Consider the following 13,440-nt stretch of genomic DNA (forward strand, 5'->3'; position numbering starts at 1 on the left):
CTCCCTCTCGTCACAATGACCCCGATGGCGGGGCGGTTCCTCCGCGTCTCAGTACATCATCCAGGTGTCAGCCGCGCCCGCCGGTGGCTCCAGCGTCGCGATCCAGTCCCGAATCAGTTGCACGCCCTCCTCGTCCACTCGGCTCGTTCCGAGCGGTGGCATGCGGTTCATCGAATCCAGGGTCTCCATGCGCTCGACCAATACTGAGCGGTCCGGGTCTCCGGATGCGATAATCCGTGCATCGGTGATGCCCAAGTCCCCGCGGTCCGGCACCATGTCGATGGCGGCCATTTCCGCGTTTGTGATCTCCCATCTCAGGTCCAGCACGGTTGGTGCTGTGCCACCGGGAATGTGGCACATCGAGCAATTTGCGGCCAGGTAGGCTCTCGCTCGGTCCTGCAGCGTTCCCTCCGTTCCTTTCGCCCGCGGCATGGCGGGCAGATTCGCCGGATCGTCCGGCAGTGCTTCCGTGAACAGTGAAATGTGATCGTACGTCCGCAACTGGTTGTCGACGATTCCCGAGTTCGGGAACTCGAAGTTCCAGTTCATTTGCGGCGTATTCAGCCCCAGCGCTCCATTGGCCGCATCCGTGTGGCATTGCAGGCACTGGTTCCGATTTGGGTATTCCCACGAGTAGGCGAATGAATCGCCGTTCTTGTCGGTAATCATGAAGGGGCGGGACTTGCTGCCGGTCAGAAGCGTTGCGTCCGTTTCCGCCTCGTTCCACTCGTAGGAGAACCCGTGCCACGCGCCGCCATTGCGAATCAGCAAACGCGTCTCGATGCGCTGGAGCGTGCCGGCTGGATCGCGTTCGTCCAGGGACAGCAGAAAGTTCTTCACCAAAATCGATTGTTCCGGAAAGTCCCAACCGCGGTACTGCTGATAGCCCATCTGCTCCAGGCCCGGCATTGCGAAGTAGCGTTCCTTCTCCGCATTGTCCGACCACAGGCGCGTGCTGGGCTCGTAAGCAATGATGCCGGAAGTCGTGAGGTCCTCACCGCTGCCGACGGCCAGCAGCGCAGGCATGTCGCTCAGCTTCGTCGGGAAGTCCGTGGTTCCGCCGGGCGTCGCGGGGCGCAGCACGTAGATTTTGCCGAAGTAGTCCAGCACATAGACCTCACCGTCCGATCCCTGGCCAAACGCCGTCGGCGTGATGCCGGAGTTCTCGACCAGCGTATACGGCCCGGCGGTCACATTCTCGCCGTCGTACTTCAGGCCGAAGATCCGGCCGCTGCCGTAGTCGGCGTAGATGTAGGTCCCATACAGGTCCGGCACGTCCGTGCCGTAATACACGTAGCCGCCCGTCACGGACAAATCGCCGTCCGCGTGGGGATACTCGGCGATCGGCAGGGTCAGACCGGTCTGGTCGCAAGTCGTTGTCGAGGGCGGATAGCAGTGCGTGCCCTCCATGATGTTCCAGCCACAGTTTGCGCCGGATTCGATGATGTCGATTTCTTCCCATGCGCCCTGCCCGACGTCGCCGGCGTACAGCAGACCCGTGACCGGATCGAAACTCATTCGGAACGGGTTGCGCAGACCGTATGCGAAGATCTCTTCACGCGCACCGGCCGGGCCGGCGCCCGCGTAGAACGGATTGTCCGGCGGAATGGCGTAGGGCTTTCCTGCGTCCGGCGTCCCCAGGACATCGATGCGCAGGATCGTACCCAGGAGTGTTGTCGGATCCTGGCCGTTGTTATAAGTGTCCCCGCCGCCGCCGCCATCCCCCAGCGACACATACAGCATGTCGTCCGGGCCGAACACGAGCATCCCGCCGTTGTGGTTAGTCGCGGGCTGCGGGACGGAGAGCAGAATCTCCTCCGTCGAGGGGTCGACCGAATTGTCTGTCGGATCGTCGTTCGTGAAGCGTGAGACCCGCGACGTGCCTGGATAGGACCCGTTCCACGAGTAGTACACGTAGAACTCGCCCGTCGTTGCGTAGTCCGGGTCGAAGGCGAGACCGAGCAGGCCTTCTTCGCCGGAGTTCCGTACGCGATCGGCAATGTCAAGGAATGGGGTCGTAGACGTGGGATTACCGGACTTATTAAAGACCGAAATCACTCCGCCCTGGCTGACGTGGAACAGGCGACCGGAACCGTCCGGGGCCTCCACCAGCAGCACCGAGTAGGTGAATGAAAGATCGGGGAACGCCTCGACCAGTTGCATCGTCCCGGGATTGTCGTTTGGAAGCGAATCGATCAGCAGAGACGTGTTCTCCACCCGCGTATCGATGCCGTACGGCTGGGCGCTTACCCAGCCGGCGACGCAGCACATCGATGCAGCGAGCAGAGTCTTCAGTCTCAACATTCTCGGCCTCCTCCTCCCGGGGTGGCGTGAATGAGTCTACGGCGCGATCAGACGTCGACGCCGATGGCGTTCAAGAACTCCTTCTGGAACTGCGGCTTGCGCTCGTTCAATTGCCTCAAGGCCGCGCGCACGCCGTCTTCGTCCTGCTGCTTCTCGGCGGCCAGGAAGAAGTAGAACTTGATCTTCGGCTCGGTGCCGCTCGGGCGGGCGATGGCCTTCGATCCGTCTTCGAGATCGAACAGAACAACGTCGCTCGATGGTTGATCCACCGTGCCAATCTCTTCGCCCGTCTGGCCGTCGTAGATCTTGCCTACGTCGATGCGCGTGCGGCGGACGACCTTGTCGGAGCCGATCGCCTTCGGCGGATCGTTGCGAATCCGATCCATGATCGCCTTGATCTTGCCGGCGCCTTCCTGGCCCGGCATCACGACCGACTTCTGCCACTCCACACGCGGCTCGAACCGCAGGTAGAGGTTCTCGAGATAGTCGATCAGCGTCATGCCTTCACTCTTTGCCCAGGCAGCCATTTCGGCGACGACGCAACTGGCCACGATACCGTCCTTATCGCGACAGTGACCGCCGATCATGTAACCGTAGGACTCCTCGGTTCCGTAGAGGAACTCGACTTCCGGATCCTCGGCTTCCCACTGGCGAATCTGGCGGGCGATCCACTTGAATCCTGTCAGCACCAGCGGGCAAAGCGCGCCGTGGCTTTCGGCAACTTCCTGGACCAGCGGCGACGTGACGATCGTCGTCACGGTGCCCGGTTTCTTCGGCATGCGGCCGGTGCGCTTGTGCTGAGCCAGAACGAAATCGCAGGCCATTGCACTCAGTTGATTGCCGGTGACGAGGACATACTCACCGTTGTGCTGCACGGCGATGCCGAGGCGATCCGCGTCCGGGTCGGTCGCCAGAACGAGCTCTCCACGAACCTTCTTGGCCAGTTCGATAGCACGGCCGAGCGCGGCGCCTTCTTCCGGATTCGGCGACGCCGCCGTCGGGAAATTCCCATCCGGCTTCATCTGCTCTTCCTCGGGGAAGACTTCGGTGAAACCCCATCCGCGCAGCGCGCGCACGGCCATCGTCGACCCGACGCCGTGCAGCGGCGTGTAGACGACACGCAGTCCGGAGTTTTTGCAAAGCTCGGGCGAGAACTGCTGGCGCTTCACGGCTGCCAGGTAGGCATCTTCCAGATCCTCGCCGATAATCTTGATCATGCCCTTGGCGATGCCTTCCTGGAAGTCCATCGTCTGGACCTGGCTCATGTCCGTGATCTTGGCGACCTCGGCGATGATGCCCTTATCGTGGGGCGGCACGACCTGCGAGCCGTCATCCCAGTAAACTTTGTAGCCGTTGTATTCCTTCGGGTTGTGGCTGGCCGTGACCATGATGCCCGTGTGGCAGCCCAGTTCCTTGCACACGAACGAAGTAAACGGCGTGGGGCGCAGTTCGCGCGTGATGTGAACGATGATGCCGTTCGCAGCCAGCACCGCCGCGGCCGTCTCTGCGAATTCCCGCGAGAAGTTGCGGCAGTCGTGCGAGATCGCCGCGCGCAAGGGGCCGGGCTTTGTTGCGTTTTCTTTGACGTAGTTGGCCAGGCCCTGAGTGGCCCAGCTCACGATCGTTTCGTTCATGCGGTTGGTGCCGGCGCCTACCACGCCGCGCAGTCCGCCCGTTCCGAATTCCAACGTCCGGTAAAAGCGATCTTCCAACTCCGCCACATCGCCGGCGTCGACCAAAGCCTGGATTTCGCCGCGCGTCTTTGCGTCGAACTTGTCCGACGTCCACTCCTCGACGCGCTGCGCGATTTCGGGTTTGGAAAAGTTCAATTCCTGAATCGTCATGGTTCCCAGTGTATCCTTAAGTATTCCGAGGGGTTATCTATCCTTCGATGCCAATATCGAGATTTGCCGCAATGCGAAAACCCACCCCTTTAAACTTGGCAACCGCCGCGCCCTCAATGGTTTTCGGGAGGATGCCGTTCAGGATGGACTTAATAGACAAGTGGCATTCGGAATCCCAGCTCCCCTCTCAAGCGGGACTAACTTGTCACATAGGAGCATATCGTCGCCGCAGGAGCAAGAGGCGTTCGCACTCCCGGCCCAGAAATCGACAGAGGGTGGCGTCTCCCGCCCATTGACACCCTGCCGCTTTCGGCACCAACTACCGCCATGCGACTGGCCCTGATCATCCCCGAATCCACCGCCGATTTCCCGCCCCTCGAAGCGGGCCACCTGGCCGCTTACGTCAAGGCCCACTGCTGGTGGATCGAGGCCAGCTTGCAAGGAACAGCCGAGGATCTCCCGGCCGCCGATCTTGCCGTAGAAGTAGGCATATTCGACGATCTGCATGCTGCGGCGCGTGTCGGCGTCGGCCCGGAAGGAGCCCGGGCGCTCCTGGAAGCCGTCCGGCTCTTCAACGACAAAAAGAGCCCCTCCCCCGAGGAGCTCGAGGGCATCCCCGGGCTTCGTTGGCGACGCGACGGCAAGGCCGTGATCAATCCTGGCACTGGCGGTCTTGAGATCGTCGATAGCCTGCCGCCCGCGGATCGCGAGCTGATCGGCGACGACGATCCCAAGATTGCGCACATGCAGTCTCACCATTGCGGCCACCCCTTCTCGCCGCGGCGCCTCGTGGATGAGGTGGCTGCCATCCGGAAGCACCAGAACCCCGAGAGCATTCGCATTGTGGACGACCGGCTGGTTGGCGATCCGGCTCGCTGGAGCGAGTTCGCCCGTCGCCTCCACGGGCGCGGCCTTCACAAAGGAATCGTCTTCCGTGCCGCCGTTCAGCCGGACCGGATCACGCCGCGGGTGGCCCGGGAATTGGCCGCCGTGAACTTCCGCATGCTCGATTGGACCACGCGCGATTCCAAGGCCGAGCGCCTCTGCCTGCGGGCTCGAGCGCGGCGGAGCGAGGCCGACGCCGCCCGCCTGCAGCGTCAGCTTGACCGCCTTCTCGGCTCTCGGCTCGTTCGCATCGCGGATCGTTTTCGCCGCAAGTGAAGGCTTGCGCCGCCCCAGATCATCATCTCATGTAAATCACAATCCCGAGATCGGAGGCGGATCATGCGTCCAGTTCTTCTCGCATTGTGCATCACCCTGCTGAGCGGCCTCGCGCCGGCCATGCCCTACAGCCCTGCGGGGGCCACTTTGATCAACGGCAAGACGCGGGAAGAGCGCATCAAGGAGCACGAGGAGCGCGTGCGCGGCATCATTGAAGAGCGACGCCTGCAGCGCCTCGCAGAAGGCGATGCCGTTTCGACCGCGACAGCCGAACCGGTACTGCCCGATTTGCCTCCTCGGCCGATCCCGCAGGCGCCCCTTCCGATGACTGAGGAAGACTTGCAGGCAGATCCAGCCCTGCAGGGCGGTGTCGAAGCGTTGATCGATCGGGTGCGCTTCGTCCCAAAACCCGTTGCGATCGATGGTATTGAAGTCACTTTGCCCGCGTACGTGGATGATGTGCAGATCGAGGGCCTGCCTCCGATGCGGCTCGATGTGATCCGCGCCGAAGCCATCGTTCAGGCCGGCGATTTTCGTTGGATTGTGTCCAGCGACGGCACCACGCGGCCGATGACGATCGGCGAACTGGATCTCATCCGCCGCCGCCACCTGGATGAGCTAAAATCCTGGGGACCGCCCGCGACGGCGATGTTCCGGCAGGCCAAGGTCGAGCAGGTTTGCCAGGTTCTCGCCAATGCCGCCGGGGTGAGAATCGACGTGGATCCATCGCTCGCCGGGCGACGTGTCAGTGTGGTGCAGAAGGATGTGCCGACGGGCACGATTCTTCGCAATATCTGCCTCAAAGAAGGATGGACTTTCGATCTGACTGAGGGGGGCGCGCTGCTTCGAGCCTATCCCTTGGCTCCTGATCTGAATAGAGCTCTGTCACAGGAATGTACCTTGATCTCGATTGATGCCGACAAGGCCGTCATCGGCACAATCGAGGGGCCAATGGAGGTCACTGTCGGTGCAAGGATCCCCATCCCGCTCATTGGTGGGGGAGCTTTCCTGGCGGAAGTCGTTGCTGTGCGTCCGGAGCGCTACGAGGTGGAATTTCGCCTCGGGGACAAGACCGCGTGGATCGTCGGGTTTCCGGACAAGTACGCCAATGCACCCGTTACAGCAATCTTTCAGGAGGCCCAAATCCGCCAGATCCTGATGGTGATCGGCAACTCGGTCCCCGGGCTCACGATCGCAGTGGATGATAACCTTGGGCTGACTCGCGCGTCCATCGTCCTGAAGGACAAGCCGGCGCGCGAGGTCTTGGGAATACTCGCTCGCACGACTCGCCTGTCCTATCGTTGGACAGGCCCGGACCGCCTGGTCTTTGGCGAACCGGAGGACCTGGCAAAGCTGGGGGAATGACCTGATTTAGGGTCCGGGGCCGCACAAGGCCCTTGCATGTTACTTCTGGAACGTTTGTTGTTGTGAGGACGCACAGAGCGCCCGGGCCATGAAAACATTGCCTGGGCGCGACTGAACCTTGCGATTCGGCATCAGGATTGGGGAAAAACCGGATGGCCACGCCCTCAAAGCGCTCCCGATGGGTTCTCATCTCCCTGACCGTCTTCTTCCTGGCGGCCGCCTTGTCCTGGGGATATGTGACCGAGCGTCTGACGAGCGCGCCGTATCTCTCCATCGCCAATCTGGAGCGCGAAGTTTCTTCCCGCGTTCTGCCGGACGTGATTCTGCGCAATCGCCCCAAGAACATGGATCAGTACCAGCACTTCCTCTTCTACCTGCCGTTTGGGCTGCTGGCGGGAATTGGCGCCGAACTGGCCCGCGGGTGGTGGCGGGGGAGCGCCCGAGATCGACTCCGGTGGCTGACGCTCCCCGTGCTGGGGCTATGCGCGCTCGGCTGGGCGGGACTCGACGAGTGGCAGCAGCGCGATCTGCCCGACCGCGTTGCGTCCTGGGGAGACCTGTCGGCCGGGTGGCTTGGGATTGTTGCCGGGATTGCGTTGTACGTGTTGGTGATCTGGTTCCTGAGCCGACGTCGCGAAAAGCGAGAAGCTCTGGCTACCGCTCAGGACGTGCAGAGCGGATAGACCTCGTTCCGGGCGCGATCCAGGTCCTCCGGGAAATCGATTTCCGTCCAGGGAGTGCCATCGACAGGGATGGCGTTGAAGGTCGCCTTGCCAAAGAGCAGGGCGATGCCTTTCGGTGCCCACGCCTTCTGGCCGCCCGTCATCAGGTGAACGCGCGCGTGCTTGAAAAAGAGCCCCGACGTCTCGGCGCTGAGTTTGATGAGGCCGACGTTCTCGCCCATCTGTGGTCCCGGAGCCAATTCCTTTGAGATTGCGGTCACCACCCCATTCTCTGCCTGAACCTTCATTTCCTCTTCGCCAAGATCGCTGTCGAAATCCACCAGGATCGCATTCGGTGCGGGATCGTTCAGTAGCTTCTTGAGCAGCGACGGGTGAAACAGCACGTCGGAGTTTACAATCAGGGCGCCCTTGCGCGCCGCCTGTTCCGCCAGCCCGAGCGAGTACAGGCTGTTCGTCGTTGCGAAGTCCGGATTGTGGTACGTCACCACGCGGCGTTCGCGAAGGTGTTCTTTCACCGCGTCGGCCTTGAAGCCCGTCACGATCGAGATCTTCTCGATGCCGGCTGCTTCGAGCTGGCGAATCTGAAAGTCGAGCAACGTTTCCGGGCCCATGTCGATCAGGGCCTTCGAAGCGCCTTCATCGTTTGGGCTCAGTCGCTTGCCCTGGCCCGCAGCCAGGATGATCGCATTGTTGATAACGGGAGAAGTCACGGCGGGGTCAGCTCCAGCAGGTTCAGGATCGCCCGATGGGCGGCGTCGGTTGCCTGGCCGGGGTTGTAGAAGTAATCCGCAGCCGCCGCCCGACGGATTTCGCTGTGCGTGCCGGGATCGGACAACGCCGCGGTAATTGCTGCGGGAACGTCCTCCGGCCTCTGCACCACAACCCCAGTTTTCCGACCCCACGTATCAAGGTCAATGCTTTGCTCGTATTTTTCAAACAGCTCCGGCACGTCCATGAACAGGATCGGTCGATCGCGCAGCAGAAACTCGTTCGCTGTCGATGAAGCATCGCTGATCAACAAGTCGGCCGTTGCCAGGAACGGTACGATATCGCGCTCTCGAATCCACGTCCACGGGGCGTTGGCCTCTTGCTGATCGGCCAGCCACGCACCCCAGTCGCGTCGATTGCGCGCCGGATCCAGGCACCAGTCGTGCAACTTAAGCAGCAATGTCACGTCGCCCATGCCACCGACAGCCCGGAGGATTTCCTCGCCCATCGTGTTCAGCGACGCCTCTTTGCGCCACGTCGGAGCGTATAGAACCACGGGCTTGTCGGTCGGCAATCCGCGGGAGGAAAGCACCTCGTCGCGCACGAATTCACCGTTCACGATCGGATCGGTCTTCGGCATCCCGATATTGACCATGCGCGGATCGTCTTCGGTCAGGATCCCGCGTTTCACGAATTGATTGCGCTGATACGGGCCAATCAGGAAAGCGTGATCGTAGTCGCGAATCTGCTCGCTGTAGGCTTTGCCCTTGAACGAGATGCCGTGAAAAACGTGGACCTTCTTGCGAGCGCGCTTACCGACGATACGCATGTCGGGGCTGACGTAGAGGTCGTACTTCTTCCATCGCGCGGTCGTTTTGGAAACGAGCCGCTGCGGATCGACGCCCATGCCTTCATAGAGCGCGCGCACATCCTGCCCTTCTTCGCCGACTGCGAAGATGTCGAGGCGAACGCGCTCGTCCGCGAGCAACCGCCCCGCCACGCGCGCGAACATCAAGTAATTCATCGGGGCTTTGCTGAAGAGGAGGATGTGTTTCATGGTTTCGCCGCTTGCTCTGCTGTGATTACTGCCGACTCCCCTCTGGGAGCTTGGCTTGAGGCCTGCCTCGAGACCTGCATTCGTCCTATCCGATTAGAATCCCAAAGGGATTCGACAACCGATAGCCCAGGGCGAGCGAAGCGACGCCCTGGGGAAAAGGTCCCAACACCCCGCACCCTGAAGGGGTGCAACATCGTCAATCCCACACGTATCTTTCGTCGTACTGCACCTCATACAACTCCAACAACCTTCGCAGTTCTTCCTGAAATGAGACCTTCTTATGATGCTCCATTTGAGTCCGAATGTACTCCTTCAGCTTCGCCGTGTGGGCAGGACTGATAGAGAACGCGGCATATCCCGACTGCCAATGGAAGTCCTTGGCGTTGCGGAACTCCCGCTTCAACCACTTCGAGCTTTCCTTCTTCGCGTCTCTGACCAGATCCCTCAGTCTGGCGTTCTGCGATAGCGCGAAAAAGATGTGAACGTGATCCGTTGCTCCGCCGACTTGAAATGCCGGGCATTCGAGATTCCGGCAGGCGCCTGCAAGATACGCGTGGAGTCGCTGGCGCTCTTCTTCCGACTGAAACCAGGGCCGGCGTCCTTTGGTCGAGAACACCAGGTGCACGTAATTCTGGACCAGGGACTGAGGCATGCCGGGACTCCTTCGGAACTGTCTTGAGCCCTTTCAGGGCTCGATGCCTCCATCGGATGGAACCCGGGGCGCCGCTTCCGCCTTCGCTGAAGCTCCGGCGGACGAGCCGCTTTGCCCCGGGCTATCGAATGTCAAAGCCCTTCGGGCTTTTGGTCCATGCGTGGTTATCGAGAAGCCATTGTGGCGCTTGGTCTGGCGGAGTGGCGGGAATCTGATTCGTGCTCGTCACTCGCCACTAATCAAAACACCTCGCCGTCTGCGAACCACAGGGCCAATTCCTTCTCGGCTGCTTCGGGGCTGTCGGAACCGTGCACGACGTTTTCGGTCATGAACGTGCAGAAGTCCCCGCGGATCGAACCGGGCACGGCATTGACCGGATTCGTGGCCCCCATCATGTTGCGGACGTGCGCGATGGCGTTTTCGCCACGCACGGCCATGGCCACGATCGGGCCGCCCGTCATGAAGGCCTTCAGGTCGGGATAAAACGGCTTCTCGACGTGCGCGGCATAGTGCTTGTCCGCGAGCGAATCGCTCATGCGCAGCATCTTCATGCCGGCGACTTCCAGACCTTTGCGCTCAAAGCGTCCGGTGACTTCGCCAATCAGGCCGCGACGCACGCCATCCGGCTTGATCAAGACCAACGTTGTTTCGACTGCCATGTTTGCTTACTCCGTTTCTGAGTTTGAATCTTCTTTCTTTGTCTCCGTCCCCTTTTCCTGCTCAAGCCTCAGGCGCAACGCATTCAGCTTCGTCTTCAGCGCCGGGCTTGTCGGTCGCTGCAATTTGGCTAACTTCTCGAACCCTTCCACAGCCTGCTCCCACCTCTGAGCGCGCTCGGCGATACTCGCGTAATCGCTCCACGCACGTGGGTCGTCCGGATTGCGCTCCGTCGCTTCGCGGGCGATTTCCTGCGCGCGCATCGAATCATTCAGTCGCTGCTCGTACAGGTACGCCAAGTGGTAGTACAGCGAGTTGTCTTTCGAGTCCAGGTAGAGTAGCGCCTGCTCGAGTGTCTCTGCCGCTTCCTCGAACTCACCTTGCTGTTCGTGCAGCTCGGATTTCACCTTCAGAAGGCCCGTGTTCTCAGGGCTCTTCTTCAATGTTTGCTCAAGCACATCCGTCGCGAGCTTGGCGTCGTTGTGGCTACGCGCCAACGTCACGATGCGTCGGATCAGGTTTTCGTCGGAGTAGAATCGCTCCGCCATCTTCACGACCATCTTGCGCGTTTCATCATCGATCTTCGCGCCGTCTTTGGTCGTCTCTTCATAGAGCTTCATCACCAGGTACGGCATGCGCGGATTGCGTCGAATGGCGCCCTTGAGACGCGCAATCTGTGTATCCTTCGAGACCGTCTTCGGAACGTCCTTGCGGCGATAGATGTGGTTCCAGACGTCGCCCGGCTGCTTGATTCCGCGCCAGTCTTCTTCGTAATCCTGGAAGCCGGGATGTTGCGTCGCATACATCACGGCGTCCGGATAGGCGCGTCCCCAAACGTCCGGCCCCTTGCCGTTGTGGAGCATGAAGACAATGATATACTCCGGCTTCACTTCCTCCATGATGTAGCGCGTGTTGCGATCCCACATGCGCTCCATGTAGCGACGATTCGCTTCCTCGTGGAGTTGCTTCTCCTGATCCGGTTTCGGATCGACGATGTTGCGGTCCTTGAGAATCGAGCGATAGATCTCCTCGCGCGAGATCAAAGGCTCCCCGCCGAATGTCTCATCGCGAACGCTCGGCGCATCCGCCAAGTATTTGTCGGTCAAACCATCGACGTCGACGAGGTTGAGGTGTTCGGCAAACCACATCGGCTGGCCGATATCGCTCATCAGAATCCACGCATCATCCTGTGTATTCAGCAGCAGATAGTCTGCGATTTCACCCAGCGGACCGGCGAAGCTCTTTGCATAGTTCGCCTTGATCGCATCCCAGGAATACCAATCGCCACTCTTCTTCAGCCACATAGGGTCCTTGCCGAAGATATAGACCGTATTGATCTTCGCCTGCTCGAAGGCCGTCGACAGAGCCATCACGGCGAAGAATGCCCCGACGGGCCACACGGCCAGGCGCGCCGGCCAGCGCCGCCCCCAGTTTCGTTCCATCAGCTCCTGCCAAAGGCCGATTGCCACGGCGACACTCAGCGCCAGCCACGGCAGCACGATCTGGAAGAACCGGAATCCCGGCATCCAATCGCCGCCCACGTGATGGATAAAGTACGCCTGCATTGCGATGGGCACGAGGATCAGCATTGCGACGCGTGCTCGCCAGATAGCGACGCATAGCAGCAGCGCTCCCAGCCAAAGATTGAACCACGCCCAGTTGTTCACCGGCCCGCCACTCAGCAGATACAGCAACCGATCGCGCACCATCGACTCGTAACGCGGATCGTCTTTCGACAGCTCAGAAATTGGTTTCGGCGTTGTCGATGGACGATCCCATCCCGCCTGGTTGAAGTAGTAGTTGTAAAGGTGCGAGTGCCCGCGTTCGTAGTTGATTTGATCGCGCCCAAGTTTGGCATACACCGTGTTCGGGAAGATGTCTCCGAAGTACGCAACCTTCCACGTGAAGTAGCTGCCGAAGACGATCGCCGCGATTGCGCCCCACCATGCGAAGCGCACCCAACGCGTCTCCATACGGAGCACTTGCCACAGCCCCCACAGGCCGAGCGGCGACAGGAAGAACAAGCTGTCGATGCGAGTCATCGCGGCCAGCGCCGCCAGCAGTGGACTGATCAACCAGCGCCGGCCGTCTTTCATTTCCAGGAAGAAGTAATAGTACGACCAGAAGACCAGCAGAACTTGAAGCAGCGTTTCAAGTCCCTGTACCGCCCAGAACTGGAAGTGTGCGTTTGTTGCCAAGATGAATGCCGGCAGCAGGTTGAAGACATCGTCTCGACCGCGCAGTGCGGCGGCGAATCTCCATGCGACGAACATCGTCCCGATGCCGCACAGAATTCCGAGCACCTTCGCTGCGAACATGGCTCCGATGCCCAGAACCAGCGCGATAGCGATGAAGATCATCCACAGGAAATTCGTGTAGCCTTCGACGCGCATTCCATCCGGGTTGAAGCGCAACCCATGGCCGTGAATCAGATTATCGCTGAATCGAAACGTAATGTACGAATCGTCGATGATCGAAGGCCAGTAGTACGAGATTCCCGCCAGGTAGATCCCCGCACAGACCAGAAAGACGAGACCAAGGTACCACGTCGTCGGGCGTCGCCAGCATTCGAGCGCACCCACGCCGAGATCGCGAACCGAGTACAGTTTGCCTCCGCGCTTCTGTGCGCCGCGGAACTTCGCCCACCACTTGCGGAGCGGCGACTCGACCCAGTCGCCCTTGGGGTGCGGCTTCGGATGCGGGGCAGGCGGGAGCAACTCGGCTGGGTTGCGGCGGACCTTTGGCGCCTCCGCCGCAGCAGTCGCGGGCTCATCCGAGACGGGCTCAGCGACTTGTTCTTCCGCAGGTTCCAGAGAGGCAGCGGGCTCTGGCGTTGGCTCGGCCGGAGGCTTCGGCTCGGATTGTTCGTCAGCAGACCGGGCGAGCGCCCCTTCGAGCGGCGCATCGTCGGTCGAACCGCCGTCGTCGAAACGGCCGAATGCTTGATTTTTCTGGTCCTGGGAATCAGACACGATGCCTTGCCGCGCAACGACTTGGAGTCAATTCGGG

Annotated in this window: 10 protein-coding genes; 3 read left to right on the plus strand and 7 right to left on the minus strand. The window is 60.9% G+C overall.

Translation table 11 applies throughout. The annotated features are described in order from the left end of the window. Positions 1–48: 48 nt before the first annotated feature. Positions 49–2,304, minus strand: coding sequence for a PQQ-dependent sugar dehydrogenase (locus KQI84_10435; GenBank protein MCB2155295.1), 2,256 nt, complete (start codon positions 2,302–2,304; stop codon positions 49–51). Positions 2,305–2,351: 47 nt separating this feature from the next. Then, complete coding sequence (locus KQI84_10440) at positions 2,352–4,148, minus strand: phospho-sugar mutase (GenBank protein MCB2155296.1); 1,797 nt, start codon at positions 4,146–4,148, stop codon at positions 2,352–2,354. Positions 4,149–4,475: 327 nt separating this feature from the next. On the opposite strand from KQI84_10440, the gene KQI84_10445 reads away from it, so the two are divergent. The 3 genes from KQI84_10445 (at position 4,476) to KQI84_10455 (ending at position 7,357) form a co-directional block, all read left to right on the plus strand. Further along, positions 4,476–5,309: a hypothetical protein gene (locus tag KQI84_10445; GenBank protein MCB2155297.1), complete on the plus strand. Its 834-nt coding sequence runs from the start codon at positions 4,476–4,478 to the stop codon at positions 5,307–5,309. A gap of 63 nt (positions 5,310–5,372) precedes the next feature. Further along, positions 5,373–6,674, plus strand: a complete 1,302-nt coding sequence (locus KQI84_10450; protein ID MCB2155298.1) for a hypothetical protein — start codon at positions 5,373–5,375, stop codon at positions 6,672–6,674. A gap of 152 nt (positions 6,675–6,826) precedes the next feature. Further along, positions 6,827–7,357, plus strand: coding sequence for a hypothetical protein (locus KQI84_10455; protein ID MCB2155299.1), 531 nt, complete (start codon positions 6,827–6,829; stop codon positions 7,355–7,357). On the opposite strand, the gene KQI84_10460 is transcribed toward KQI84_10455, so the two are convergent. From KQI84_10460 to KQI84_10480, 5 genes are all read right to left on the minus strand, one after another. Beyond that, positions 7,336–8,067 (minus strand): phosphocholine cytidylyltransferase family protein, encoded by a 732-nt coding sequence (locus tag KQI84_10460; protein MCB2155300.1) that lies wholly within the window; start codon positions 8,065–8,067, stop codon positions 7,336–7,338. The genes KQI84_10455 and KQI84_10460 overlap by 22 nt on opposite strands. Then, the gene (locus KQI84_10465) at positions 8,064–9,122 is read right to left on the minus strand and encodes a CDP-glycerol glycerophosphotransferase family protein (GenBank protein ID MCB2155301.1); all 1,059 of its coding nucleotides are present in this window, start codon (positions 9,120–9,122) and stop codon (positions 8,064–8,066) included. The genes KQI84_10460 and KQI84_10465 overlap by 4 nt, the downstream gene beginning before the upstream one ends. Positions 9,123–9,318: 196 nt before the next feature. Next, entirely contained in the window at positions 9,319–9,774 is a 456-nt protein-coding gene (gene tnpA, locus KQI84_10470; protein ID MCB2155302.1) for an IS200/IS605 family transposase, read from the minus strand. 239 nt (positions 9,775–10,013) lie between these two features. Then, positions 10,014–10,433: a nucleoside-diphosphate kinase gene (ndk, locus tag KQI84_10475; protein MCB2155303.1), complete on the minus strand. Its 420-nt coding sequence runs from the start codon at positions 10,431–10,433 to the stop codon at positions 10,014–10,016. A 6-nt stretch (positions 10,434–10,439) separates the two neighbouring features. Continuing rightward, positions 10,440–13,403 carry a hypothetical protein gene (locus tag KQI84_10480; GenBank protein MCB2155304.1) on the minus strand — a complete coding sequence of 988 codons (2,964 nt, stop codon included), beginning with the start codon at positions 13,401–13,403 and terminating at the stop codon, positions 10,440–10,442. Between the last annotated feature and the right edge of the window lie 37 nt (positions 13,404–13,440).

It is taken from the genome of bacterium, assembly GCA_020444065.1.
Classification (GTDB): Bacteria; Sumerlaeota; Sumerlaeia; order SLMS01; family JAHLLQ01; genus JAHLLQ01.

What these genes read in the sequence shown, in the direction of transcription:
- KQI84_10465 (MCB2155301.1), bottom strand. Translation starts at nt 9,122, where the DNA reads ATGAAACACATCCTCCTCTTCAGCAAAGCCCCGATGAATTACTTGATG.
- tnpA (MCB2155302.1), bottom strand. Translation starts at nt 9,774, where the DNA reads ATGCCTCAGTCCCTGGTCCAGAATTACGTGCACCTGGTGTTCTCGACC.
- KQI84_10450 (MCB2155298.1), top strand. Translation starts at nt 5,373, where the DNA reads ATGCGTCCAGTTCTTCTCGCATTGTGCATCACCCTGCTGAGCGGCCTC.
- KQI84_10440 (MCB2155296.1), bottom strand. Translation starts at nt 4,148, where the DNA reads ATGACGATTCAGGAATTGAACTTTTCCAAACCCGAAATCGCGCAGCGC.
- ndk (MCB2155303.1), bottom strand. Translation starts at nt 10,433, where the DNA reads ATGGCAGTCGAAACAACGTTGGTCTTGATCAAGCCGGATGGCGTGCGT.
- KQI84_10435 (MCB2155295.1), bottom strand. Translation starts at nt 2,304, where the DNA reads ATGTTGAGACTGAAGACTCTGCTCGCTGCATCGATGTGCTGCGTCGCC.
- KQI84_10455 (MCB2155299.1), top strand. Translation starts at nt 6,827, where the DNA reads ATGGCCACGCCCTCAAAGCGCTCCCGATGGGTTCTCATCTCCCTGACC.
- KQI84_10445 (MCB2155297.1), top strand. Translation starts at nt 4,476, where the DNA reads ATGCGACTGGCCCTGATCATCCCCGAATCCACCGCCGATTTCCCGCCC.